This window comes from Rhodococcus sp. O3, from assembly GCF_048897285.1.
In the GTDB taxonomy this organism is placed as follows: Bacteria; Actinomycetota; Actinomycetes; order Mycobacteriales; family Mycobacteriaceae; genus Rhodococcus.
Genome location: NZ_JBMBTE010000002.1, coordinates 155736 through 177376, shown reverse-complemented (window position 1 = coordinate 177376; position 21641 = coordinate 155736). Strand labels below are relative to the sequence as shown.

Sequence of the window (21641 nt, the reverse complement as noted above, 5' to 3'; positions counted from 1 at the left end):
CTGCGGCCGCCACGAAGAAACACCACAAAGATGCGTAGTCCTACTCAGGAAACAGGTGGGTGAAGCGGGCAGAATGATCATCGATACCGCGCCTTGGGGGAGGATTCCGGTATCGACCCGGGACCCGATCGGGGGGTCGGCTCCCGGGCGCTCGGACGAGGGGCTTTGCCGCTGATCGGGACAGCGACGGAGCCCCTCGTCCATGCTTCGGGGTCTCTAGTTCCGACGAGCGTTCTGCCGAGCGGGCGGATTGACGAACCAGAGGTTCTCCTCGACCAGGTGCTCGCTCTTCCAGCCGTCGGCGGTGCGTACGACGCGATGGTGGTAGTTGCCGCCGCAGAACGACAGCGCGTCCATGCCGGGCAGTTGCATGGGGTTGTAGAACATGGCGGTCACGTCGGCCCGGTTGCCGTCGAGGCTGATCTGGATGTTGCTGATGAAGTGCTGCGTCATGGGCACCGCGTCGAGCGCGCGGGACAGGATCGCGACGACCTCGTCGCGCGAGCCCGGCGGATATCCGACGGAGCTGTAGTCGAGGTGCGCGTCGTCGGTGAAGACCGAGGCGAGCGCCTCCCAGTCCTTGGTGTCGACGGACCGCGCGTAGCGGTAGAGAAGCTCCCTGATCTCGAGCTTGTCGTGAACAGCCTGAACATCCATCAGGCGAGAATAGGACATTCATCAATTGAGAGGAACATTTCCGCCGACGTTCGCCGCACCCGAAACGAGCGATGGGTGCTTCCCTGTCGTCGAACGACGGAGAGGCACCCATCGCCGGGGTACCGGGGTTCGGTCAGGCGGAGACGACCGCGTCCAGAACGCTGTAGAACATGCCGAGACCGTCGTCGCTGGGACCGGTGAGCGGCTCGGTCGCGTGCTCGGGGTGCGGCATCAAGCCGACGACACGGCCGTTCGCCGAGGCGATGCCGGCGATCCCGCGCTGCGAGCCGTTCGGATTGTCGCCGGCGTACCGGAACACCACGCGACCTTCGCCCTCGAGTTCGTCGAGCACTTCCTGCGACGCCTGGTAGCGGCCTTCCCCGGACTTGAGGGGAACGAGGATCTCGGCTCCGGCCTCGTAGCGGGAGGTCCATGCGGTCGAGTTCGACTCGACCTTCAGCCACTGGTCGCGGCAGATGAAGTGCAGGCCCTCGTTGCGGGTGAGCGCGCCGGGCAGCAGGCCCGCCTCGCACAGCACCTGGAAGCCGTTGCAGATACCCAGCACCGGCATGCCGCCCTTGGCCGCCTCGACGACCTTGCCCATCACGGGCGCGAAGCGCGCGATGGCGCCGCAGCGCAGGTAGTCGCCGTAGGAGAAGCCGCCGGGCACGATGACCGCATCGACACCCTTGAGGTCGGCGTCGCCGTGCCACAGGCTCACGGCCTCACCGCCGGCGAGCTTGACCGCGCGGGCCGCGTCGACGTCGTCGAGCGTGCCAGGGAAGGTGATGACTCCGACGCGGCTCATGCTTCACCGTCGATCCGGCGCACCGTCCAGTCCTCGATCACGGTGTTGGCGAGCAGGCTCTCCGCGATCTTCTCGAGCTCGGCGTCGTCGACGCTGCCGTCGATCTCGAGCTCGAAGCGCTTCCCCTGGCGGACGTCGGACACGCCCGGGAAGCCCAGCCGCGACAGCGCCCCGACAATGGCCTGGCCCTGGGGGTCGAGAATCTCGGCCTTGGGCATGACTTCGACGACGACACGAGCCACGTGCTGCTCCTCGGTAGTAGTGCTGGCGCCCGGGGACGGACACCGGACGAACAGCAGTTTACCGGGACGCCCGCGAACACCGGGCACCGGTCGACGCACTTCACAGATATACCCCCAGGGGGTATAAAGGAGGAGTGTCCACACATAAGGAGGAGCCGATGACCACCGGCGACACCCTGCACGAGGTCGAGCTTTCGATCGGCGGTATGACGTGCGCCTCGTGCGCCGCCCGCATCGAGAAGAAGCTCAACCGGATGGACGGCGTCACCGCGACCGTCAACTACGCAACCGAAACCGCGAAGGTCAGCTACACCGGAGAGGTCGCCCCGGAGGACCTCGTGGCGACCGTCGAAGCCACCGGTTACAGCGCGATGCTGCCCCCGGCCCCGACGCCTGCCGGGACCGAGCCGGTCCCGGCAACCGCCGAACCCGACGAGGCGGCGGCATGGCGGCAGCGGCTGATCGTGTCCGCGACCCTCACCGTCCCGGTCGTGCTGCTGTCGATGATTCCGGCGCTGCAGTTCGACAACTGGCAGTGGATCGCCCTGACGCTCGCCTCCCCGGTCGTGGTGTGGGGTGCGCTGCCGTTCCACCGCGCCGCATGGACCAACCTGCGTCACGGCGCGGCCACGATGGACACCCTCATCTCGGTCGGTGTGATCGCCGCCTACCTGTGGTCGCTGTGGGCCCTGCTGTTCACCCACGCCGGCATGCCCGGCATGCGGATGGCCTTCGACCTGTTCCCCTCCGGCGACGGCGAAGCGCACATCTATCTGGAGGTCGCGGCGGCGGTCACGACCTTCATCCTCGCCGGCCGGTACTTCGAGGCCCGCGCCAAGCGGCAGTCCGGCGCGGCACTGCGGGCCCTGCTGGACATGGGCGCCAAGGACGTCGCCGTGCTGCGGAACGGCACCGAAACACGCATCCCGATCGGGCAGCTCGCGGTCGGCGACGTGTTCGTGGTACGGCCCGGCGAGAAGGTCGCGACCGACGGTGTCGTCACGTCCGGCACCTCGGCGGTCGACGCCTCGATGCTCACGGGTGAATCGGTCCCGGTGGAGGTCGGCCCCGGCGACAGCGTCGTCGGCGCGACCGTCAACGCCGGTGGCCGGCTCGAGGTCCGCGCGACCCGGATCGGCGCGGACACCCAGCTCGCCCAGATGGCGCGGCTGGTCACCGAGGCGCAGAACGGCAAGGCCGAGGTGCAGCGTCTCGCCGACCGGGTGTCGGCGGTGTTCGTCCCGATCGTGATCGGCCTGTCCCTGCTCACCCTCGCCGGCTGGGTCCTGTTCACCGACGATCCCGTCTCCTCCGCCTTCACGGCGGCCGTCGCCGTGCTGATCATCGCGTGCCCGTGCGCGCTCGGCCTGGCCACACCCACCGCGCTGCTCGTCGGCACCGGACGCGGCGCCCAGCTCGGCATCCTCATCAAGGGACCGCAGATCCTGGAATCGACGCGGCGCGTCGACACGGTCGTGCTCGACAAGACCGGGACCGTGACGAGCGGTCGTATGAGCGTCGACGCGGTGCACGTGGCCGACGGCGAATCCGAGACGGAGACACTGCATCTCGCCGGATCGCTCGAGCACGCGTCGGAGCACCCGATCGCGCGGGCCGTCGCGGAACGCGCCGGGACCCTCTCCGACGTCGAGAACTTCGAGAACCACGGGGGCCGGGGCGTTTCCGGGGTCGTCGACGGCCACGCCGTGCTGGCCGGGCGCCTCTCCTGGCTGTGCGACGAATGGTCGCTGACGGCACCCGAATCGCTGCGCCGGGCCGCCGACGAGGCCGAGGCCGCGGGCCGCACCCCGGTGTGGGTCGCGTGGGACGGGACGATCCGTGCCGTCGTGGTCGTCTCCGACACGATCAAGGAGACCTCGGCGGACGCGATCGCCGAGCTGCGGGCGCTGGGTCTGCATCCGGTGCTGCTCACCGGCGACAACCACCGCGCCGCCGAATCCGTCGCCGCGCAGGTCGGCATCGACGACGTGATCGCGGAGGTGCTGCCGGGCGACAAGGTCGCCGTCGTCGAACGGCTGCAGCGGGAGGGACGGGTCGTCGCGATGGTCGGCGACGGTGTCAACGACGCGGCCGCGCTTGCGCAGGCGGACCTGGGCCTGGCCATGGGTACCGGTACCGACGTCGCGATCGAGGCATCCGATCTGACGTTGGTGCGCGGCGACCTCACGTCGGCGCCCGACGCGATCCGGCTCGCCCGCGCCACGCTGGGCACCATCAAGGGAAACCTGTTCTGGGCGTTCGCCTACAACGTGGCGGCGTTGCCGCTGGCCGCGCTCGGGCTGCTCAATCCGCTGATCGCGGGAGCGGCGATGGCGTTCAGCTCGGTGTTCGTGGTGAGCAACAGCCTACGGCTGCGGCGCTTCTCACCACGCTAGGCAGTGTTTCGAAAGTTCGGTCGCTGACGAGGCGGCAGAAGTAAGACACGTGATAATATTTTCTGCTGGATTCGGTATATTGTTCTCATGGCGCGTACAGACAAATGGGCTTCTCTCAGCACCCAAACACGGGAGGCTCTGCGCTCGGACCTCCTGAGCGGGAGGTGGGAACCCGGAAAGAGGCTTCAGGTCGGCGAGCTCTCCAAGCTGTACGGCGCCAGCACCACCGTCATGCGCGAGGCTCTGACCAGGCTCGCCGGCGAGCAGCTCGTCTCCTTCGTTCCCAATCACGGCTTCTTCGTCGCCCAGTTGACGCTGGACGAACTCCACGATCTCACCGAACTGCGCTGCCGGATCGAGGGGTTCGGCGTCGCTCTCGCCATCGAGCGCGGGAGCCTTGCTTGGGAATCGGAGTTGATCGGCGCCCACCACAGGCTGGAGCGGACACCTCGCCGCAAGACCGACGACCCCCATCACATCAGCCCCGAGTGGCTCGAAGCCCACCAGGACTTCCACGCAAAGATCTTGGAACCGTGCCGTATCTCGGCACTCATCGACCTTGCAGCAACCCTCGCCGACGCCACCGTTCTCTACCGCCAGTGGACGGCACCCTCACAGGCTGCAGAATCACGCGATATCGAAGCAGAGCACCGGGAGATCCTCGAGTCCGTACTTGCCCGGGACGCAGTAACCGCCGAGAAGCTGTTGCGTGAGCACTACGAGCTCACCACGAGGATCATCACGCAGTCGCTCAGCTGATCCCGCGAAAGAGCAACCGCCGAACACGGCTGCCCGGACGGACCTCAGACGCTGCGGGTGATCCCGCCGTCGACGCGGATGTTCTGTCCGGTGATGTAGCTCGCTTCCTCGCCGGCGAGGAAGCGCACGGCACGAGCGATCTCCTGCGTGCTGGCGGCCCTGCGCAGCGGGATGCGTTGGGTCCACTCGGGCGCGACCGCAGAGGGGTCGGCGACGGTCCACCCCGGTAGGACATTGTTCATGCGGATACCCGAGGGACCGTACTCATCGGAGTAGAGCTTGGTGAACGAAGCGAGCCCGGCCCGGAATGTCGCAGAGACCGGGTACCGAGGGTTCGGTTCGAACGGCGAACTGGTGGAGATGTTCACGATGCTGCCGCCCCCGACCTCCAGGAAATGAGGGGTCACCACACGCGCCATCCGAACGACATTGAGCAGGTAGCCCTCCATACCGTCCTGCCAGTCGCTGTCTGTCAGATCGAGCACACCACCTGTGGCTCCATGCCCGGAATTGTTGACGACCGTGTCGATCCGGCCGAACTCCGACAAGGCCAGGTCGACGACGGCCCGCAAGTCCTCCTCGGAGCGGTTCGTCCCGTCCAGCCCCACGCCGCCGAGTTCCTCGGCGAGTTTGCGCCCACGTCCGGACGGCGACAGGATCGCCACCCGATATCCGTGTTCGTGCAACTCCGTGGCGACGGCAGCACCGATGCCCGAACCGCCTCCGACCACAACGGCTGTCTTCTGCGTCATGAATTCTTTTCCTTGCTCAGTTGTTCGGCACGGCGCGCGATGAGCGCCTCGACTGCGGTCGCCGACAGGTCCGCGAACTCGGCGAAGTCGACGTCGTCTCCTGCACACGCGGCGATATAGAAGCCGTCGGTCAGAGCACGGCCGAGCACGACCATCTTGCGGCCGAACTCCGGGTCCTCGGCAAGTACCTCCGCCGGAATCAGCGGTTCGACCCGCCGCACCATGTGCTCGAACATCTCCTTGCGGACTTCGAGGTACTTCTTGCGCGCCAGATTGTCCTCGAGGCGGCGATCCAGCGCGAACATCAGGGCGAGGACCCAGAAAGCCTCGGCCTTGTTCTCCGGATCCGCCGAACCACCCGCCGACCCGGCGATGCTACGGCGCAGCAGGTCCCGGTTCGTCGGACCGGTATGGTCCTTCTTCCAGATTTCGAAACAGAACTCGATGAGTTCCGCAAACAACTTCTCTTTGTTCTCGAAATGGTAGTAAATGGATCCGTTCGGCAGCCCGGAAAGCCTGGCCACCTCGGACATCGTGGTGCCCTCGTAACCCGCCGTCACAGCCAGGGACAACGCCGCATCGAGGATCGCCCGCTCGTTTTCCGGGGTCGACTGATGAACTCGACGCCTCGCCATCTCAACTCCTTTCACCGCGACGCGATCACGAAGTGATCCCTATCGCTTTCTACCAGTGCGGCCGGCCGAACCTTCGGTCACCGCTGTGACAGTGAGGTCGCCGGGAGCGACCACACGGGCGCCGTCCTCCTCGACAGCGAGGAGTCGTGGGCTCTCCGGTCGCCACACCGGAGCGGTCCCGGAACCGTCACGCACGAACGGGACGATCGCGTCCCGGAACGCCGCACGCACACGCTCGAACGTGTCCCGATCGACACCTTCCATCATCGGCGCACCGCGCCAGGCGTGGCGGTCGCCGAAGACGAAGGGGAGCGTGAAGCAGTGTGGCGACAACGCCCGTTCCAGGGAGCTGCGAACATCGAGGCGCATCAGTCTCGTTGGAACTGTGGCACTTCGGGCGAGGTCGTACGCCACCGATCGGAACTGCCACAGTGTCGTGGCGAGCACCATCTGCTCGTATCCCGACTCCCACTCGGCCGTGTAACCGAGCACTGCCTCCGGAGCGCTGAAGGAGCGCGCCACGAAGTCCTCCAGCTTCTCCCGCGAGAAGGACTCGGCAGGTTGTGTTCTGAGGAAGGCCGCCGACTCCTCGGCGGTGGTGACCACCAGTAGCGCCGAGGTGTGCAGCCGAGTGGCACTCACCTTCGGCTCCCCCAACCATTCGGGCATCCGCGGCCCGGCCGCCGGGGCGAAGGCGAATCCCGCACCGAGGTAGTTCAGCGCGGTGGTGCGCTGCGCGGCCAGGATCGACTCGACCGGAGCGGTGGCGAACTGTTCCGGTGCCAGTGCACCCTCGAATGCCGCGCGCCGCGCCTCGTGGTCGTCCTCGGACAACGGGGCCAGGCGCGGCATGCTGAGCAGCAGCGTGCGGGCGAACATTCCTCCGGTCTCCGGCAGGACACTCAGCGCATGCGCGTACCACGCGCCGGCGGAATCCCCGGCAATGGTGATGTTGGCCGGATCGCCGCCGAACGCGGCGATGTTGTCCCGTACCCAACGCGCTGCCACCTCGAGATCCCGGAGCGGCTGCGCCGAGGCATCGGCGTCGCCCGAGCCACCGAGGTGGCCGAGCGCGCCGATCCTGTAGCCGACCGTGACAAGCACAATCCGTCCGCTGCGGACGAGGTCGTGCGCGTCGTACCAACGCGACTCGCCGGAGCCCGTTGTGAATCCACCACCGTGAACGAACAACAGCACCGGAAGCCCGGCCGAGTCGGCAGGTGCCTGGATCCTCAGAGAGAAGGAATCCTCGTGCTGGGGCAGTTCACCGAGTGCCTGCCCCAGTATCCCGTCGAGCATCCCGCCGATCTGGGGAAAGGCGGTAGGCGGCGACTGTGCGATGGTCGGCGGTCCCAGCGCGGAACCACGGTCGGTTCGATCGAGTCGTGCGCCGTACCGCACACCTCGGGCGTCGACGACCCCTTCGACGACTTCCGCACGGACGACACCCGTGTCGACCGTGAACTCCCTCGTACCCGCACTCACGGAGGTCATGGCAGAAAGTCGTAGTCGTCCGGGTCCACGTGCTCGGTGATCTTCCAGTATTCGGCGTTGGTGTAGGGCCACACCTGTGAGACCCGGCCGACGCTGTTCTGGTACCAACTGCGCACGTAGGGCTGGCCCCACGCCATCAGACGGTTCTCCCGATCGACCCACTCCACGAAGCGGTCCAGCGCCTCGGGGGTGACGTCGAGAGCCTTGACACCCCGGTCGAGGACCCCACGGATCGCCTCGAGCGAGTACTCCCCGGCGCGCTCGAGCATGAAGTGCAGGCTGCCGGCGACGACACCACCGATGTTCGGCCCGTACAGCATGAAGAAGTTCGGGTAGCCCGGCACAGTGATGCCGTTGTACGCGCGGGCGTCGCCCTTCCAGAATTCGTGGATCTCCACCCCGCCTCGACCGATCACCTCGACACCGTCGAGGTAGTCCGACGGCTTGAATCCGGTGGCGTAGACGATGAGGTCGACCTCGTGGTGCGTCCCGTCAGCGGTACGGATTCCGGTCTCGGTCAGCTCCACAATGGCGTGCGTCGACACCGTAGTGCTTTCGGCCATCAGCGCTTTCGCCCACACGCCGTTGTCGCGCAGCATGCGCTTGGCGCCCGGCGGGTAGGACGGGACGGCGATCTCCAACAGGTCCGGTCGTCCCTCGAACTGCTCGGTCAGCCGCGCGATCAGTTCGTCGCGCACCTTCTGGTTCGTGGCGGAGACACTCAACGGCGCACCGGGCCAGTCCTTTTCGGCGCGGACGGTGTGGAACCGCCCGGGGATGCCCTGGGTGATCGTCCAGAGCCGGTACCACTGACCGTAGTAGGGGACCTTGTTCACCAGCCAGGCGAAGGTCTCCGAGTGGTTGTCGTGGTAGGTCGGGGCGGGCAGCATCCACGGGGCGCTGCGCTGGAAGACGGTCAGCGACGCCACCTCGTCGTAGATGGCGGGCACGATCTGGTAGGCGCTGGCGCCGGTACCAATGACCGCGACGCGCTTGCCGCGCCAGTCGTAGGAGTCGTCCCATTCCTGCGAGTGCATGGTGGCACCGCGGAAACGTTCGGCGCCGGGGAAGTCGGGGATGTTCGGGATGTCCAGCTGCCCGACCGCGCTGATGACCGCCTGGAACGTGCGGGTGCGCTCGTTGCCCTGGCTGTCGCGGGTGACCACGGTCCATGCGCCGGCCTCGTCGTCCCACTGGGCGCTCACCAGCCGGGTGCCGTACTCGATCAGGTCGGCGAGTCCGGCCCGCTCGGCGACGGTGTTGAGGTAGTCGTCGATCTCCCCACCCTCGGCGAACTGGTGGGGCCAGTCGACCCGCTGTGCGAACGAGTAGGAATACCCGAAAGTCGGTGTGTCCAGGCGCACTCCGGGGTAGTGGTTCTTCTGCCAGGTACCACCCAGCCGATCGGCGGCGTCGATCATCGTGAAGGGCACACCGGCCTGACGGTAGCGGTGCCCGGCGGCGATACCCGAGACACCCGCACCGACGATGAGCACCTCGAAGCGGCGTCCCTCGGCGACGTCCTCGAAGCGCCAGTCGGGAGCGGCACTCTTGTCCTCGGCCAGATCGAGTTCGTGCTTGAGCGAGTCGGACCAATCGGCGTTGCCGCCGGTGAGATAGCCCAGGACGTCGGTGACCGCGGTGTCGGAAAGCATGCCGACGCTGGTGATCCGCTCGTCGCGGATGCGGCGCAGCCCTGCGAGCGCGAGCTCGCGAGCCTTGTCCTGCTGAGCTTCCGACATGCCACCGTGCGGATGCCCGATCGTGTCGACGGGCGTCAGCGGTGGGCGCAGGTCCTCGGTGAGGACGGCGGTGTCACCCGTGGCGGCGGCGATGGCCACCAGCAGCGAGGGAAGATCGGCCTTGTCGGCGATCTCCTGCAGGAAGTCGTCGGATTCGGTGATCGGCTCGTACTCGTCGCGCCAGAACAGGTCGTCGTAGCGGTCGATACCAGAAGTGCTCATCTGTTCTCTTTCCTCCGGGAGCGGTCGACGCTGCGCGAGAGGTCGACGTAGGTCCGTAGTGCGGCGACGACCCGTGCCTCGTCGGCAGCAGTGAACACAGCCGCGACGTAGCGGTCCGGGCGAACGACGACGGCGTGGGGTACCCCGAGCGGGCGGGCCGGGTCGACGAACGCGCCGGTGAGGTCGGTCAGATCGGAGGGCCCTGCCTCCTGCGGACCACGCTGGTGGCCGCGTGGGAGAAGACGCACCCGTGGGACGCCGTTCCAGAACGGATCGCGCGCGACCTGCCCGTCCCCTGTGGTTCCGAGTTCGAGGATCGCCCATCCGGTTCCGAGATGCGCGTCGAGGGGCGAGGTGGTGCCCTCGGCGGTCTCGACCGTCGGCTGGCTCATGGCCTTGCCGACGGTGCCTGCGAAGCGGGAGTCCACTTCACGTGCCGGTTCGACGGCGACGCCCTTGGAGTAGTCCGGCGGGGTGATGAACCGCATGGAGGACAGATACGCGTGGACCGGCGGGAACAGTCGAGCCACGGAGAAGACGACGTCGCGGGCGGCCGCTGCGACGCCACGGGCCATGACGATCGAACCGGTGATGTGCGAGATGCGCACCATCTTCTTGGCGTGGGTACGACGTTCGGACTCGTAGCTGTCGAGCAGACGGTCGGTGCCCACACCGTCGAGTACGGCCCGCAGCTTCCAGGCCAGGTTCGACGCGTCGCGAAGACCGGCATTGAGTCCCTGGCCCGAGAACGGGGGCATGAGATGGCCGGCGTCACCGACGAGGAATGCGCGTCCGGCCCGGTAGGTCTTGGCGAGCCGGCGGTGGGCGACGTAGACGACTGCGCGGCGGATGTCCTCCGGGGTCACCTGTGGGTGGAACGGAAGGACCAGTTCGCGGATCTTGTCCGGGCGGGTGATCTCCTCGGCGTCGTCGCCGGGAAGCATCATGAATTCCAGACGCAGTCGTCCCTTGATGCCGGGGACGTAGACGTACGGTCGGTCGCCGTTGCCGTGGAACTCGGCGTAGGGCTCTTTCTCGCGGGTGGTGTTCAGCAGGTCGACGACCACCCAGCGTTCTTCCTGGGTCGATCCGACCAGGGGCACACCGAGGGCATCGCGGGTGAAGCTTCGGCCACCGTCCGCGCCGGCCAGCCACGATCCGACGACGGTCGAGGTGACGCCGTCCTCGGAGCGGGTGGTCACCGTGACGGTCGTGCCGTCCTGGGTGATCGCCACCGCGCGCTGGCCCATTCGGAAGTCGATGTCGGGGTGTTCGACCGCCCTGTCCCACAGCAGCTGTTCGAGGACGGGTTGATCGAACTGCGACTTCGCGGGGTGTCCGGTACGGGAGGGAACGGGCTTGGACTGGGCGAGCAAGCGGTCGCCGAGACCGAAATAGCGTGCCCCGGTGTCCAGATAGGACTCCGCCTTGAGGTCGTCGGCCAAGCCCAGACGCTCGAGGATGCGGAAGGACTCGTCGGCGATGCTGATGGCGCGGGGCAGGTCCCCCGGGGCGGTCATCGGTTCGATCACCGAGACCCGGGCACCTTCGTCGGCGAGAAGCAGGGCGAGGGTGAGCCCCACGGGACCTCCGCCGACGACGACAACGTCTGCATCGATGTTGTTCTGCTGCATGTTCATCGCGGTCACAACACCGCCGCCTGGCGTGAGGTGACCATTCCGGTCTTGTTGGTCTTGGCGATCTGCACCTGCTCGTAGACATGGGCGCGCAGTTCGCTGAAGCGGGTGAGCGAGCGTGTGCCGAGCTGGTCCCGCTCGTCCGGCAGGTCGATCTTCACGTCGTCCTGGATCACCGTGGGCGAGCTCGACAGCACCAGGACCCGCTGACCGAGGTAGACGGACTCCTCGATGTCGTGGGTGACGAAGAGGATGGTCATGTTGTGCCGCTTCCATACCGAGCGGACGAGGTCCTCGAGGTCGGCCCGGGTCTGCGCGTCGACAGCGGCGAACGGTTCGTCCATGAGCAGGACGCTCGGATGCGTGGCGACCGCGCGGGCAATGGCGACGCGCTGTTGCATGCCCCCGGACAACTGCCAGGGGTAGCTGCCGCGAGCCTGCTCGAGGCCGACCGAGTGCAAAGCCTCGTCGACACGTGCGCGACGCTCCGCCTTGGACAGCTTGGCGATCTTGAGCGGCAGTTCGATGTTGGCGGCCACCGTCATCCAGGGGTAGAGGCTGCGGCCGTACTCCTGGAACACCACGGCCATACCCCTGGCCGGCCCGTTGACGGGCCTGCCGTCGAGCACGACCGCACCCGAGGTCGGCGCCATGAGACCGGCGATGCACTTGAGCAGCGTGGTCTTGCCGCTTCCCGACGGGCCGACGAGGCAGGCGAATTCACCCTGGTGCAGGTCGAAGGTGAGGGACTTGACCGCTTCGAAGTCTTTGCCGTCCCGGCTGTATACCTTCTTGACCTTGTCGACGCGGAGTCGAACGTCTTGGTGATCAGTCATTCGCACTTTCCTTCAATCCTTCGTACCAGCCGAGGACTCGGCCCTGGACGATCTGGAACAACACGGACAGCGCCACACCGAGCAGCCCGAGCAGCACGATGCCGCTCCACATCTCGGGGATGTCGATCCGATTCTGGAAGTTGATGATGGCGTAGCCGATTCCCTCTGTGGCCGCGAACATCTCGGAGACGACCATCAGGACGAGGCCGACCGCGAGGCTCTGGCGGATGCCGGCGAAGATCTGCGGTGAGGCGGCCGGGAGTACGAGATACCGCATCCGGTCGATGCCGGTGAGTCCGTAGACCCGGCCGGTGTCGCTCTGAACCTCGTCGATGGAGGCGACGCCCTTGATGGTGTTGAGGAGGATGGGCCACAGACATCCGAGGACGATGACGGTGACCTTCATGGCGTCGTTGATGCCGATCAGCAGGAGCAGGACCGGGATCATGATCGTCGACGGGACCGCGCGGAGGAACTCGAGCAGCGGGCTGAGCAGCCATCGCACCCAGTCGATCGAACCGATGGCGATACCGAGACCGACGCCGAGGACGATGGACAGCGCCAGGCCGACCAGCAGGCGCGCGATACTGGGGAGCGCGTCCTGCGTGAATCCGTCGCCGAGCCACACGGTGCGGAACGCGGTGACGAGTTGGTCCGGGTCGGGAACGTAGAAGCTGCCACCGCCCCGCGTGGCCGCCCACCATGCTGCGATCAGCACGATCGGCAGGCCGACGAAATATCCGAGACTCTTCAGTGTATTCACGACTTCACACCTCCACGCACCGAGGCGTGCCAGAAGAGAACCTTGCGTTCGATCGTTCCCATCAGCCAGTTGACGAGCATGCCGAGCACGCCGCTGGTGACGATGAGGGCGAACATCGCCGGCGCGTCGTCGTTGATCTGTGCGAGTGCGACGTCCTGGCCGAGGCCCGGGGTGCCGATGATCAGCTCGACGCCGACGGACAGGATCAGCGCGACCGTGGCGGCCAGGCGTATGCCGGTCATGAGGAAGGGCAGCAGGGTCGGGAAGAGCAGGTGGCGGACTCTCTGCCAGAAGTTCATCTGCAGGGTCAGGGCGGTGTCCGTGGCGACCTTGTCGACGTCGGCCACGCCGTAGAGCACCTGGACCAGCACGATCCAGAAGCAGGCGTAGACGACGATCAGAAGCTCGGCGCTGAGGGCCGGTCCGTACAGGAGCGCGGCAAGCGGGATGAGCGCGACCGCGGGGATGGGCCGAAGGAACTCGATGGTCGAGTGGGTCGCCCGCCTGAGGAACGTACTGGAGCCGATGATCACGCCGACCACGATGGCGGCGACGCTGGAGACCACCAGACCGATCAGCCAGGCACGCAGCGTGTAGCCGACCGAGGTCCAGAAATCGGGATCGGACAGGTTCTCGACGAATTCCGCGAACACCACCGTCGGGGGTGGCAGATAGTGCGAACCGACCGGTCCGATGGCAGAGAACACCTGCCAGATCAGGAGAAAGCCCAGACTGCCGGCCACACCGAGGAGAAGCGGCTTGTACGGGGCGATTGCACTGGGTTCTCGGGAACTGTCCCGTTGCGGCGGTGCCGCCACGGGCTTCTCCAGTTCTCGTTGTGCCACGCTCATGGCAGGCAACCTTTCGAGTGTTGCGGAGGCATGGGGTGGGTCGGGCCTCGCGGCCCGACCCACGCGGTCAGTGGTTCCAGACGACGTTCTCGCCGGGCTCCTTGTTCATGACGTCGTACTTCACCAGCAGGGTGCTGAACTGGTCGATCGCGTCGACGTCCAACTTCGCATCCCACTGGATGAACTCGGTCTTCGCAGCGACCTCGGGGGCGGTGCCGATCACCTTCGGCAACAGGGCGCGGACGTCGTCCTGATGCGCTTCGGCGTAGGTGAGAGTTTCGTCGAGGGCTTCCGTAAACCGTTCGACCAGATCGGGTTTGGTGTCGATGAGCTTCCTGCCGGCCACCATGACCAGCTCGGCTCCATCGAGGCCTGCCGCCGGGATGAAGTCGCTGACGACGGCGCCACCGTTGTTCAGGATCTGTCCGATGAACGGCGGTCCGGCCATTCCGGCATCGATCTGCCCGCTCTCGAGCTGCGCGGCGACCTGGTCGAAACCGAGCTGCACGAAGGTGATCGACTCGGGGTCGCCGCCCTCCTGCGCGACCGCTTCCTTGATGCCGATCTCGCCGATGCTCCCGAGGGCGTTGATCGCGACACGCTTACCTTCGAGGTCCTTCGCCGACTTGATATCCGAGCCCGCGCCGACGAGCACGGCGACGGAGTCACCCAAGGTGCCGGGGCGGTTCTTGGCGTAGCCGGACACGATCGGTACATCGAGGCCCTTGCTGCTCGCGACCAGCGGCGTGGTCGGGCTGGCCAGGATGAAGTCGAGGCTCCCGGAATTCACGGCCGGCAACTGCGCAGCGCTCGACTGGCCCATGACGAGTTCGATTTCGATTCCCTGCTCGGCGAAGAAGCCCTGGTCGATGCCGATCTGGAAGGCACCCACCGCCGACGAGGGGAAAAGCCCCACCTTCACGATGTCGAGACCGCTGTCCGATTTCGATGCGGCACCGTCGTTCGATCCGTTGGAGCACGCGGTCAGCGCAAGTGCCAACGCCGCGCCTCCGGCGAGCACAGACAAGGTCCGCTTCATGAATTCCTTCTTCCCTGAATCCGACTGTTCCGGAATCCGACTGTTCCGGGCGATCTTGATGGGCCGTGCAGATGTGACGCCCGCAACATCGACTATGTCACAGATTTAATATTGGTCAAGTTTTATTGCATTCTCACTGAGGAATGTATTCTTCCGGCCACCGCAGTCGGGCAGCGGAAAATACCGACTCCAGGGTCGAGTCGAGATCCTGAGCGAGACATTCGGCCGCGATGACATGATCCGGTCGCACTACCACCGCCGAGAACGGCCGACGATGGAACCAGGACTTGATCACGCCCGACGGATCGCCCACTACCTGCACACCGTCCCCGGTGTTCTCCGTTGCCCACGACAGCTGGGAGGCAGGTACCAGATGCACCAGGCGTGCGCCGAGCGACTCCAGTCGCTCCAGGTTCTCCTTGTCGACGAGCTGCCGTGGATCGTTGTTCCACACGAAGATTCGCCAGCCGGACCCCGTCACATCGTCGAGCAGCCGATCGGTCGCGGCCGTCGTGCACACCCGCGGCTGCGGGAACAACGTACCGACAGCCGACTTGAAGTCCTCCGCAACGGGTACCGACTTCAACCGGGGCACCCGCGCCGGCACCACGACGCCGCGCTCGTAGCGCGGCATGGGCTTGAAGCCCTGCCCGGAAACATACGCCTTCAGTCGCGGCAACCGGTCGACGACCACTGCTGCGGCATCACGTGCCGCAGAACGCAGTTTGCTGCGGTTGGTGACCAGGTTGGCCATGCCGACCGACAGATCGACCATTGCCTTCACATGGTCGCGACGCTCCTCCGCGTAGGTGTCGAGCAACGCGTCGTCGGCGTGGCCCTTCACCACCGCAGCCAGCTTCCAGCCGAGATTCATCGCGTCACGAATGCACGAATTCCATCCCTGCCCGGCGACCACCGGCATGACGTGAGCGGCATCGCCGGCCAGCAGGATCGGCCCTTCCCGGAACCGGGACGCCAACCGCGCGTGATGGGTGTAGACACGTCGACGGATGATGTTCAGCCGCTTCGGGTCGGGCACGTGATCGGCGAGGAGACCGTAGATGAACTCGTCCGATTCCACGAGCTCCTCCCCCTCGTCGTCGAGCATCATGAACTCCCAACGCCGAATCCCGTGCGGGAGGCTCAAAGTGGCGTAGCCACGCGTGGGGTCACCGCCGAACACCGCGTGCGGCGTGCCGATCGGGTCGTCGGCGACGTCGATCACGAGACCGCGCTGCTTGCGGGTCTCGCCTTCGAACTCGATGCCGAGGCGGGTCCGGGTGAAGGACCGGCCGCCCTCGCACCCGATGACGTAGCGCGCCGTGATCTGCGAGGTCACCTCCCCCGACTTGACGGTGACCGTCGCTTCGTCGTCGGTGTAGGCGAGGTCGATCGCTTCGGTCCCGAGCCGGACGTCGACCGTCTCGAAACGCTCCAGGCCCTCCAGCAAGACCTGGTCCACCAGCGGCTGAACGAAGCCGTTGCGCCGCGGCCATCCGAATTCACGTGTGGTGGGGTTGATCTCGGCGATGACCTTCATCTCGCCGTTGACGATCCGGACCTGCTGGTCGGGGACCGTGTGCGGCAGCACCTTGTCCACGAGGCCGATCGACTGCATGACCCGCAGCGCCTCGTCGTCGATACCGACCGCCCGCGGATAGTCGATGAGCTCGTCGAGCGCCTCGATCAGCACCGTGCGCACACCGTGCCGGCCGAGCAGGTTCGCGAGCGTGAGACCGGTGGGGCCCGCGCCGATGATCAGGACGTCCGTGTTCACGATTCACTCCTCAGGGATGCAATGTTCTGGCGTGCCTGGGCCCCGACCATGACAAGGTCGATCCCGAGCCCCACGTAATCGATCAGCTCCGCACGAGCCAGATCGGCTGCGTAAGTGGGGGAACCGGCGTAGATTCCGCAGGTTCGTCCGTATGCTCGTGCGACCTTTGCGATCTCGACGATCGCGTCGTACACCGGACCGTCCGCCCAGTCGGCCCCGCCTCCGAGACCGAAGGACACGGCCAGATCCGCCGGTCCGATGTAGACGGACCCGACACCGTCCACCGAGAGGATCTCCTCGGCGGCGTCGAGGCCACGGCGCGTCTCGATCTGCACGATGCACTCGACCGCGTCGTTCCCGGCCTCGGTGTAGCTGCTGCCGGAATACAGCTGGGGGCGGCTGGGCCCCAGGCTGCGGCGCCCCAGCGGGGGATACTTGGTCGCCGCCACGAGCGCTCTTGCCTCATCGGCGCTTTCGACGGTCGGTGCGATGATGCCGCGCGCGCCGCTGTCCATCAGGCGACCGATCGGACCCGAGTCGATGCTCGCCACGCGCACGTACCGGTATCGGACGTCGCGCGGGATCGCCCGCAGCATCGTGCAGGCGGTCTCCAGCCCGACTTCACCGTGCTGGAGGTCGATGACGACCCCGTCGTACCCGTTGAACAAGCCGCTTTCGACGATGCTCAACGACGGCGTGGCGACGTGGAGGAGGGCGGGGATGCTCGTCACTTGCCGGCCTCGGCCAGCCGGCGAGCGTGCGCCGCTGCGTTCTCGCCGCCGAAGACCGGAACGATCTCCCGGCGGCGGATGCGCCATTCCCCGTCCACCTGGACGTATTCCTCGCGGAACTCGCCGACGCTGGCGGGGCGCAGCGGATCGTCCTGCGTGCTGCGGAACGTCGTGTAGTAGGTCGTGCCCGTGAGGACTCCGTCCTTCCAGGCGAGTCGGGTGCCGCCCGAGAAGTGGCGGACCGTTCCCGCGTCCTGGGTGACCCGGCGTTCCCCCCACGCCTTGATGGCGTCGCGGCCGTTCATGGTGCCCAGCGGCCCGACCGAGACCGCATCCTCGGCATACAGGGTGTAGAGCCGGTCGGCGTGGCCGTGGTCGAGCAGCCAATGATGCTCCGCCACCAATTGTTCGATGGCGACGCGAATCTCGGTGGTGACGGCGGGTGTGGACCCGGAAGTGTTCTCGGTGTTCTCGGTGTTCTCGGTCATCGGTTCATGCCTTCGAATCGAGGGTTGCGCGCACACAACCCAGTCCGGTGATGGTGGCGGTGCATTCGACGTCGGCCGGCCAGGGCTCGATGTATCCGATCGAACCCGAGAGCAGGATCTCGCCGGCCCGCAACGGATGCCCGATCCGCAGTGCCGTCTCGGCGAGCCATTGCACCGCCTTGATCGGGTGGCCGAGCACGTTGCTTCCGACGCCCCGGGTGATCTCGTCACCGGTCGCGGTGGTGATCGACATCTCGACACCGGTGAGATCGACCTCGCCGTAGGCGTGTCGTTCCTCGCCGAGGACGACCCCGTCGCACCCTGCGTTGTCGGCAATGGTGTCGACGATCTTCCCGACATTGCCGGCGAAGCGGAAATCGACGAGTTCGAATGCGGGAGTGATGTATTCGATCGCGTCCTCGATCGCATCGGGGTCGGCGACGAGGATGTCCTTCGCCAGGACGAAGGCGACCTCGGCCTCGATGCGCAGGAAGTTGTGCGCGGACGCGGGGATCACGACGCCCGAGGAGTGGACCATGTCGTCGTGGATGATGCCGTAGTCGGGTTCGAAGACCCCGACCCGCTTCTGCACGAGCGGGTTCGTCAGACCGACCTTACGGCCGACACGACGCACACCGAGTTCGGCCTCCCGCCGGGCCGCGACGAGCTCGGAGATGCTGTACGCCGCATCGAGATCACGCTCGGGCAGCCGCGGACTGACGAAGTCCATGGTGGTGACGTCGCGGCGGGCGCGATAGAGCTCGTCGGCGATCTGTTCGATGACGCTGGTCTCTGTCATGATTCAGCCTTTTCGTGCGAGGAAGTCGAGGACGGTGGCGTTGAAGGTTTCGGGGTCCTCCCACTGCGGCCAGTGCGCCGCATTCTCGATGAGGAGGAACTGGCCGTCCGGAATCGACTCGGCGAGTTCCTTTCCCACCTCGGGTCCGCCGCTGGGCTCGTGGTCGGTCCATACCAGCAGTGCAGGTACGGGGATCGCCGCGAAGTCCTCGTCGGTGACCCGGTTGCGGTAGCGCGTCTCGGGCTGACGCAGCACCGCGATGTGATGCATGGCGTCGCCGAATCCGTCGCGGGAGTACACCGCCTGCCGGATGCGGACCAGTTCGTCGGTGATCTTGCCGGGGTCGTGGATGACGACCTGCAGCCGCTTCTTGACGTTGTCGTAGGTCGGTTCGGTGACGGCCTGGCGGCTGACCGACTGGGCACGGTCGACCCGCTCGGCGGTCGTGACGCGACCGCCCGGGGCACTGAGGATCACCGTCCGCACCCGCTCGGGGTGGTGGGCGGCGAACTTGATCGCGATCCAGCCGCCGAGGGACTCGCCGCACAGGTGCGCGCGGTCCAGGCCGAGCACGTCGAGCAGGGCGAGCAGATGTTCCTCGTATTCGGGGATCTCGAGGTCGTGGTCGGTCAGGGTGGTGAAGCCGTGACCGGGATAGTCGTATCCCACCACCCGGTACTTCGAGGCCAGAGCACGGATGTTCTGGGTGAAGGCCTCGATGTGGCCGGTGGTTCCGTTGAGCAGGACCACGGTCTGCTCGTCGGGTCCGCCGGGGCGGTCGACGGTGAGTACGCGGGTGCGCCAGCCGTTCACCTCGAGATATTCGAGGCGGTGCGGCAGGTCGGCGACGGCTTCCCAGAAGGTCTTGAACTCGTACATGTCCTCACGCTCCGATCGCGGCCTGGATACCGAAGCCGGCGCCCCAGGTCTCCACGGCCCAGTAGTGGTCGACGGCGAGCCGGTAGGGACCGGCGGTGGACAGGGCGGCATATGCCGCGATCCAGCTGCGCATCTCGTGGGCCGCGCTGCCCCCTTCGGCGACGAATCGGTCGTTGTCCCAACCGTCGACGGCGGACAGCTCACCGGAACGGAAGGTGTTCAGCACCAGCGTGTCCCAGGCTTCGTTGAGCGGTGCGCTCGAGGCCTTGCCGTCGGCGATGGCCTGGATGCCCTTCACAATCGCCTGTTCGCGGGCGGCGCGCTCCTCCCGACTGGGGGCGTACTCGACGAGGCGCCGGCGCACCGGTTCCGGGGCGTCGTCCCAGCGCGGGACGGGCGGATTGTGCGAGATGCCGCCGGAGGCCACCAGCAGAACTCGCTTGTCGAGCTGCTGCGCCGCCCGGCCGAGAGCCTCCCCGAACAACCGGACACGCTGCATCGGTGTGAGCGGGAATCCGAGTGCGTTGACGAAGATCGGAACGATGGGCCGGCTCAAGGGGTGGCCGTAGATGAATTCGAGCGGTTGCAGGATGCCGTGGTCCACCGTCATCCGCTCGGACCGGCCGATGTCGATTCCCTGTTCGAGGACCAGTGTGTGCAGGGTTCGGGCGATGTCTCCGTCGACGGGCACCGGGCCTGCCGTGGTGCCGTAGTCACCGACACCGACGGCCTCGGCTCCGATCGCCCAGGGGGTGATCAGCGAGTACAGCTGGCCGTTGAAGTGATCAGGGCCCAGTGCGACGACCACCTCGGGATCGAAGCTCTCGACGAAGGAGCGCACTTCACCGATTGCGGCCTCGATTTCCGCCATCGTCGTGCCTCCCGGGTCGACATTGCCGAATGACGGCGCATGGGACAGGGCGGCGACTGCCAAAGGCATGACAGGAGTTCCTTTCATGGGGCACCCGCACTTGGGCAGGATCGAGGACGGGAAAAAGACTCTAGTCTCTAGAGTCGTCACTCTAGAGACTAGAGTCACATGACCGCAACCACACTTCGCCACGATTTGTGACTCCGGCTATTCGCCGGGCGCGATGGGCATGAAGAGAGCCACCCCGGTACGGACAGATCTGCCCGTACCGGGGTGGCTGGAGAGGCAACACATTGTGCCGCCCGGAAGATCGGAGCTCAGGGACCGACCGGATCGGTGAGCATGATGCCGAAACCGGCACCCCATTCGTGGACCGGCCAGTACCAGCGGCCTGCGACCGTCGGGGTGTCGACGGCATCGACCGCCGCGAAGGCGGCGACCCACGCACGGATCTCGTGCGCCGATCCCCCACCCTCACGCGCCATCCAGTCGGTGGCCCATCCGTCGACCGCGTCGAGACGGCCGTCGGTGAAGGTGTCCATGACGAGCCGGTCGAACTCCTCGTTCAGGGGCTGCTGACCGGTACCGGTCAGGACGTGCTCGCGCGCGGCCTCGATGACCCGGCGCTGCCGTTCCTCCCGCTGCTCGGGGGTGTAGTGACGACCGTCGATCAGACGCTCACGCACCTGCTCCGGCGCCCCCTCGAGCTTCGGGACCGGCGGATCGTGCGACAGGCCACCGGATCCGACGATCAGCACCCGCTTGTTCCAGCGGGCGGCCTCGCGGCCGATCGCCTCACCGAACCTGCGCACGCGGCGCATCGACACCAGCGGCAGACCGACCGCGTTGACGAACACCGGCACGATGGGACGCTCGTAGTCCACGCCGAAGAGTATCTCGAGCGTCTGCGTCATGCCGTGGTCGACATACAGCCTCTCGGACTGCGCAACGTCGATCTCCTCGTCGAACACCGCCTGCACGAGCCGGGCCGCGTGCTCCCGGTCGACCGGCAGCGCGCGCTGCTGCGTGCTCCAGTCCCCGACACTGATGGCCTCGGAGCCGATGCAGAACGGCGGCATCATGTCGTAGAAGACACCGTTGAAGTGGTCGGGCCCGAACACGATCGTGATCTCGGGATCGAACGCCTCGATCGCCTTCCGAACCTCGGCCGTCGCCGCATGGATCTCGTCCAGCACACCACCGGCGGGCTCGATCTCGCCGATCAGCGGCGAGTGCGACATCGTGCAGACCGCGATGGCCATC

21 protein-coding genes are annotated in these 21641 nt (G+C 66.6%); 2 read left to right on the top strand and 19 right to left on the bottom strand.

Annotated elements, in window-relative coordinates:
- Positions 1-216: 216 nt before the first annotated feature.
- From ACN675_RS01825 to purS, 3 genes are all read right to left on the bottom strand, one after another.
- Positions 217-657 carry a nuclear transport factor 2 family protein gene (locus ACN675_RS01825; protein WP_420749283.1) on the bottom strand — a complete coding sequence of 147 codons (441 nt, stop codon included), beginning with the start codon at positions 655-657 and terminating at the stop codon, positions 217-219.
- Positions 658-790: 133 nt separating this feature from the next.
- Complete coding sequence (gene purQ / locus ACN675_RS01820) at positions 791-1465, bottom strand: phosphoribosylformylglycinamidine synthase subunit PurQ (protein ID WP_420749282.1); 675 nt, start codon at positions 1463-1465, stop codon at positions 791-793.
- Complete coding sequence (purS, locus tag ACN675_RS01815) at positions 1462-1707, bottom strand: phosphoribosylformylglycinamidine synthase subunit PurS (RefSeq protein WP_420749281.1); 246 nt, start codon at positions 1705-1707, stop codon at positions 1462-1464. The genes purQ and purS overlap by 4 nt, the downstream gene beginning before the upstream one ends.
- Positions 1708-1865: 158 nt before the next feature.
- Here purS and ACN675_RS01810 point away from each other — a divergent pair, with 158 nt between their 5' ends.
- Positions 1866-4103: a heavy metal translocating P-type ATPase gene (locus ACN675_RS01810; RefSeq protein ID WP_420749280.1), complete on the top strand. Its 2238-nt coding sequence runs from the start codon at positions 1866-1868 to the stop codon at positions 4101-4103.
- Between the two features lie 87 nt (positions 4104-4190).
- Positions 4191-4862 carry a GntR family transcriptional regulator gene (locus ACN675_RS01805; RefSeq protein ID WP_420749279.1) on the top strand — a complete coding sequence of 224 codons (672 nt, stop codon included), beginning with the start codon at positions 4191-4193 and terminating at the stop codon, positions 4860-4862.
- A 44-nt stretch (positions 4863-4906) separates the two neighbouring features.
- Here ACN675_RS01805 and ACN675_RS01800 read toward each other — a convergent pair whose 3' ends face one another.
- The 16 genes from ACN675_RS01800 to ACN675_RS01725 all read right to left on the bottom strand — a co-directional run bounded on the left by ACN675_RS01800 (position 4907) and on the right by ACN675_RS01725 (position 21640).
- Positions 4907-5614, bottom strand: coding sequence for an SDR family oxidoreductase (locus tag ACN675_RS01800; RefSeq protein ID WP_420749278.1), 708 nt, complete (start codon positions 5612-5614; stop codon positions 4907-4909).
- On the bottom strand, positions 5611-6249 hold the full coding sequence (locus ACN675_RS01795; protein WP_420749277.1) for a TetR/AcrR family transcriptional regulator: 639 nt from the start codon (positions 6247-6249) through the stop codon (positions 5611-5613). The genes ACN675_RS01800 and ACN675_RS01795 overlap by 4 nt, the downstream gene beginning before the upstream one ends.
- Before the next feature lie 39 nt (positions 6250-6288).
- Positions 6289-7734, bottom strand: coding sequence for a carboxylesterase family protein (locus ACN675_RS01790; RefSeq protein ID WP_420749276.1), 1446 nt, complete (start codon positions 7732-7734; stop codon positions 6289-6291).
- Between the two features lie 5 nt (positions 7735-7739).
- Positions 7740-9707, bottom strand: coding sequence for a flavin-containing monooxygenase (locus tag ACN675_RS01785; protein ID WP_420749275.1), 1968 nt, complete (start codon positions 9705-9707; stop codon positions 7740-7742).
- A complete protein-coding gene (locus tag ACN675_RS01780) occupies positions 9704-11347 on the bottom strand; it encodes an FAD-dependent monooxygenase (protein ID WP_420749274.1) in 1644 nt (547 codons plus the stop codon). The genes ACN675_RS01785 and ACN675_RS01780 overlap by 4 nt, the downstream gene beginning before the upstream one ends.
- Before the next feature lie 5 nt (positions 11348-11352).
- Complete coding sequence (locus ACN675_RS01775; protein ID WP_420749273.1) at positions 11353-12180, bottom strand: ABC transporter ATP-binding protein; 828 nt, start codon at positions 12178-12180, stop codon at positions 11353-11355.
- Positions 12173-12943, bottom strand: a complete 771-nt coding sequence (locus tag ACN675_RS01770; protein WP_420749272.1) for an ABC transporter permease — start codon at positions 12941-12943, stop codon at positions 12173-12175. Before ACN675_RS01770 ends, ACN675_RS01775 begins: the two co-directional genes overlap by 8 nt.
- Positions 12940-13794, bottom strand: a complete 855-nt coding sequence (locus tag ACN675_RS01765; protein WP_420749271.1) for an ABC transporter permease — start codon at positions 13792-13794, stop codon at positions 12940-12942. The genes ACN675_RS01770 and ACN675_RS01765 overlap by 4 nt, the downstream gene beginning before the upstream one ends.
- 67 nt (positions 13795-13861) lie before the next feature.
- Positions 13862-14833 (bottom strand): ABC transporter substrate-binding protein, encoded by a 972-nt coding sequence (locus ACN675_RS01760; protein ID WP_420749270.1) that lies wholly within the window; start codon positions 14831-14833, stop codon positions 13862-13864.
- A 133-nt stretch (positions 14834-14966) separates the two neighbouring features.
- The gene (locus ACN675_RS01755) at positions 14967-16610 is read right to left on the bottom strand and encodes a bifunctional 3-(3-hydroxy-phenyl)propionate/3-hydroxycinnamic acid hydroxylase (protein ID WP_420749269.1); all 1644 of its coding nucleotides are present in this window, start codon (positions 16608-16610) and stop codon (positions 14967-14969) included.
- On the bottom strand, positions 16607-17341 hold the full coding sequence (locus ACN675_RS01750) for an HpcH/HpaI aldolase family protein (protein ID WP_420749268.1): 735 nt from the start codon (positions 17339-17341) through the stop codon (positions 16607-16609). Before ACN675_RS01750 ends, ACN675_RS01755 begins: the two co-directional genes overlap by 4 nt.
- The gene (locus tag ACN675_RS01745; RefSeq protein WP_420749267.1) at positions 17338-17829 is read right to left on the bottom strand and encodes a nuclear transport factor 2 family protein; all 492 of its coding nucleotides are present in this window, start codon (positions 17827-17829) and stop codon (positions 17338-17340) included. Before ACN675_RS01745 ends, ACN675_RS01750 begins: the two co-directional genes overlap by 4 nt.
- A gap of 4 nt (positions 17830-17833) precedes the next feature.
- Positions 17834-18628, bottom strand: coding sequence for a 2-keto-4-pentenoate hydratase (locus tag ACN675_RS01740; RefSeq protein WP_420749266.1), 795 nt, complete (start codon positions 18626-18628; stop codon positions 17834-17836).
- A 3-nt stretch (positions 18629-18631) separates the two neighbouring features.
- On the bottom strand, positions 18632-19507 hold the full coding sequence (locus ACN675_RS01735; protein WP_420749265.1) for an alpha/beta fold hydrolase: 876 nt from the start codon (positions 19505-19507) through the stop codon (positions 18632-18634).
- Between the two features lie 4 nt (positions 19508-19511).
- On the bottom strand, positions 19512-20447 hold the full coding sequence (locus ACN675_RS01730; RefSeq protein ID WP_420749264.1) for a 3-carboxyethylcatechol 2,3-dioxygenase: 936 nt from the start codon (positions 20445-20447) through the stop codon (positions 19512-19514).
- Between the two features lie 248 nt (positions 20448-20695).
- Entirely contained in the window at positions 20696-21640 is a 945-nt protein-coding gene (locus tag ACN675_RS01725; protein ID WP_420749263.1) for a 3-carboxyethylcatechol 2,3-dioxygenase, read from the bottom strand.
- Between the last annotated feature and the right edge of the window lies 1 nt (position 21641).

Coding starts and splice junctions, on each gene's coding strand:
- ACN675_RS01780 (WP_420749274.1), bottom strand. CDS start 11,347: ATGAACATGCAGCAGAACAACATCGATGCAGACGTTGTCGTCGTCGGC.
- ACN675_RS01730 (WP_420749264.1), bottom strand. CDS start 20,447: ATGCCTTTGGCAGTCGCCGCCCTGTCCCATGCGCCGTCATTCGGCAAT.
- ACN675_RS01805 (WP_420749279.1), top strand. CDS start 4,191: ATGGCGCGTACAGACAAATGGGCTTCTCTCAGCACCCAAACACGGGAG.
- ACN675_RS01775 (WP_420749273.1), bottom strand. CDS start 12,180: ATGACTGATCACCAAGACGTTCGACTCCGCGTCGACAAGGTCAAGAAG.
- ACN675_RS01795 (WP_420749277.1), bottom strand. CDS start 6,249: ATGGCGAGGCGTCGAGTTCATCAGTCGACCCCGGAAAACGAGCGGGCG.
- ACN675_RS01760 (WP_420749270.1), bottom strand. CDS start 14,833: ATGAAGCGGACCTTGTCTGTGCTCGCCGGAGGCGCGGCGTTGGCACTT.
- ACN675_RS01725 (WP_420749263.1), bottom strand. CDS start 21,640: ATGGCCATCGCGGTCTGCACGATGTCGCACTCGCCGCTGATCGGCGAG.
- ACN675_RS01785 (WP_420749275.1), bottom strand. CDS start 9,707: ATGAGCACTTCTGGTATCGACCGCTACGACGACCTGTTCTGGCGCGAC.
- ACN675_RS01800 (WP_420749278.1), bottom strand. CDS start 5,614: ATGACGCAGAAGACAGCCGTTGTGGTCGGAGGCGGTTCGGGCATCGGT.
- purQ (WP_420749282.1), bottom strand. CDS start 1,465: ATGAGCCGCGTCGGAGTCATCACCTTCCCTGGCACGCTCGACGACGTC.
- ACN675_RS01735 (WP_420749265.1), bottom strand. CDS start 19,507: ATGTACGAGTTCAAGACCTTCTGGGAAGCCGTCGCCGACCTGCCGCAC.
- ACN675_RS01765 (WP_420749271.1), bottom strand. CDS start 13,794: ATGAGCGTGGCACAACGAGAACTGGAGAAGCCCGTGGCGGCACCGCCG.
- ACN675_RS01825 (WP_420749283.1), bottom strand. CDS start 657: ATGGATGTTCAGGCTGTTCACGACAAGCTCGAGATCAGGGAGCTTCTC.
- ACN675_RS01740 (WP_420749266.1), bottom strand. CDS start 18,628: ATGACAGAGACCAGCGTCATCGAACAGATCGCCGACGAGCTCTATCGC.
- ACN675_RS01745 (WP_420749267.1), bottom strand. CDS start 17,829: ATGACCGAGAACACCGAGAACACCGAGAACACTTCCGGGTCCACACCC.
- ACN675_RS01810 (WP_420749280.1), top strand. CDS start 1,866: ATGACCACCGGCGACACCCTGCACGAGGTCGAGCTTTCGATCGGCGGT.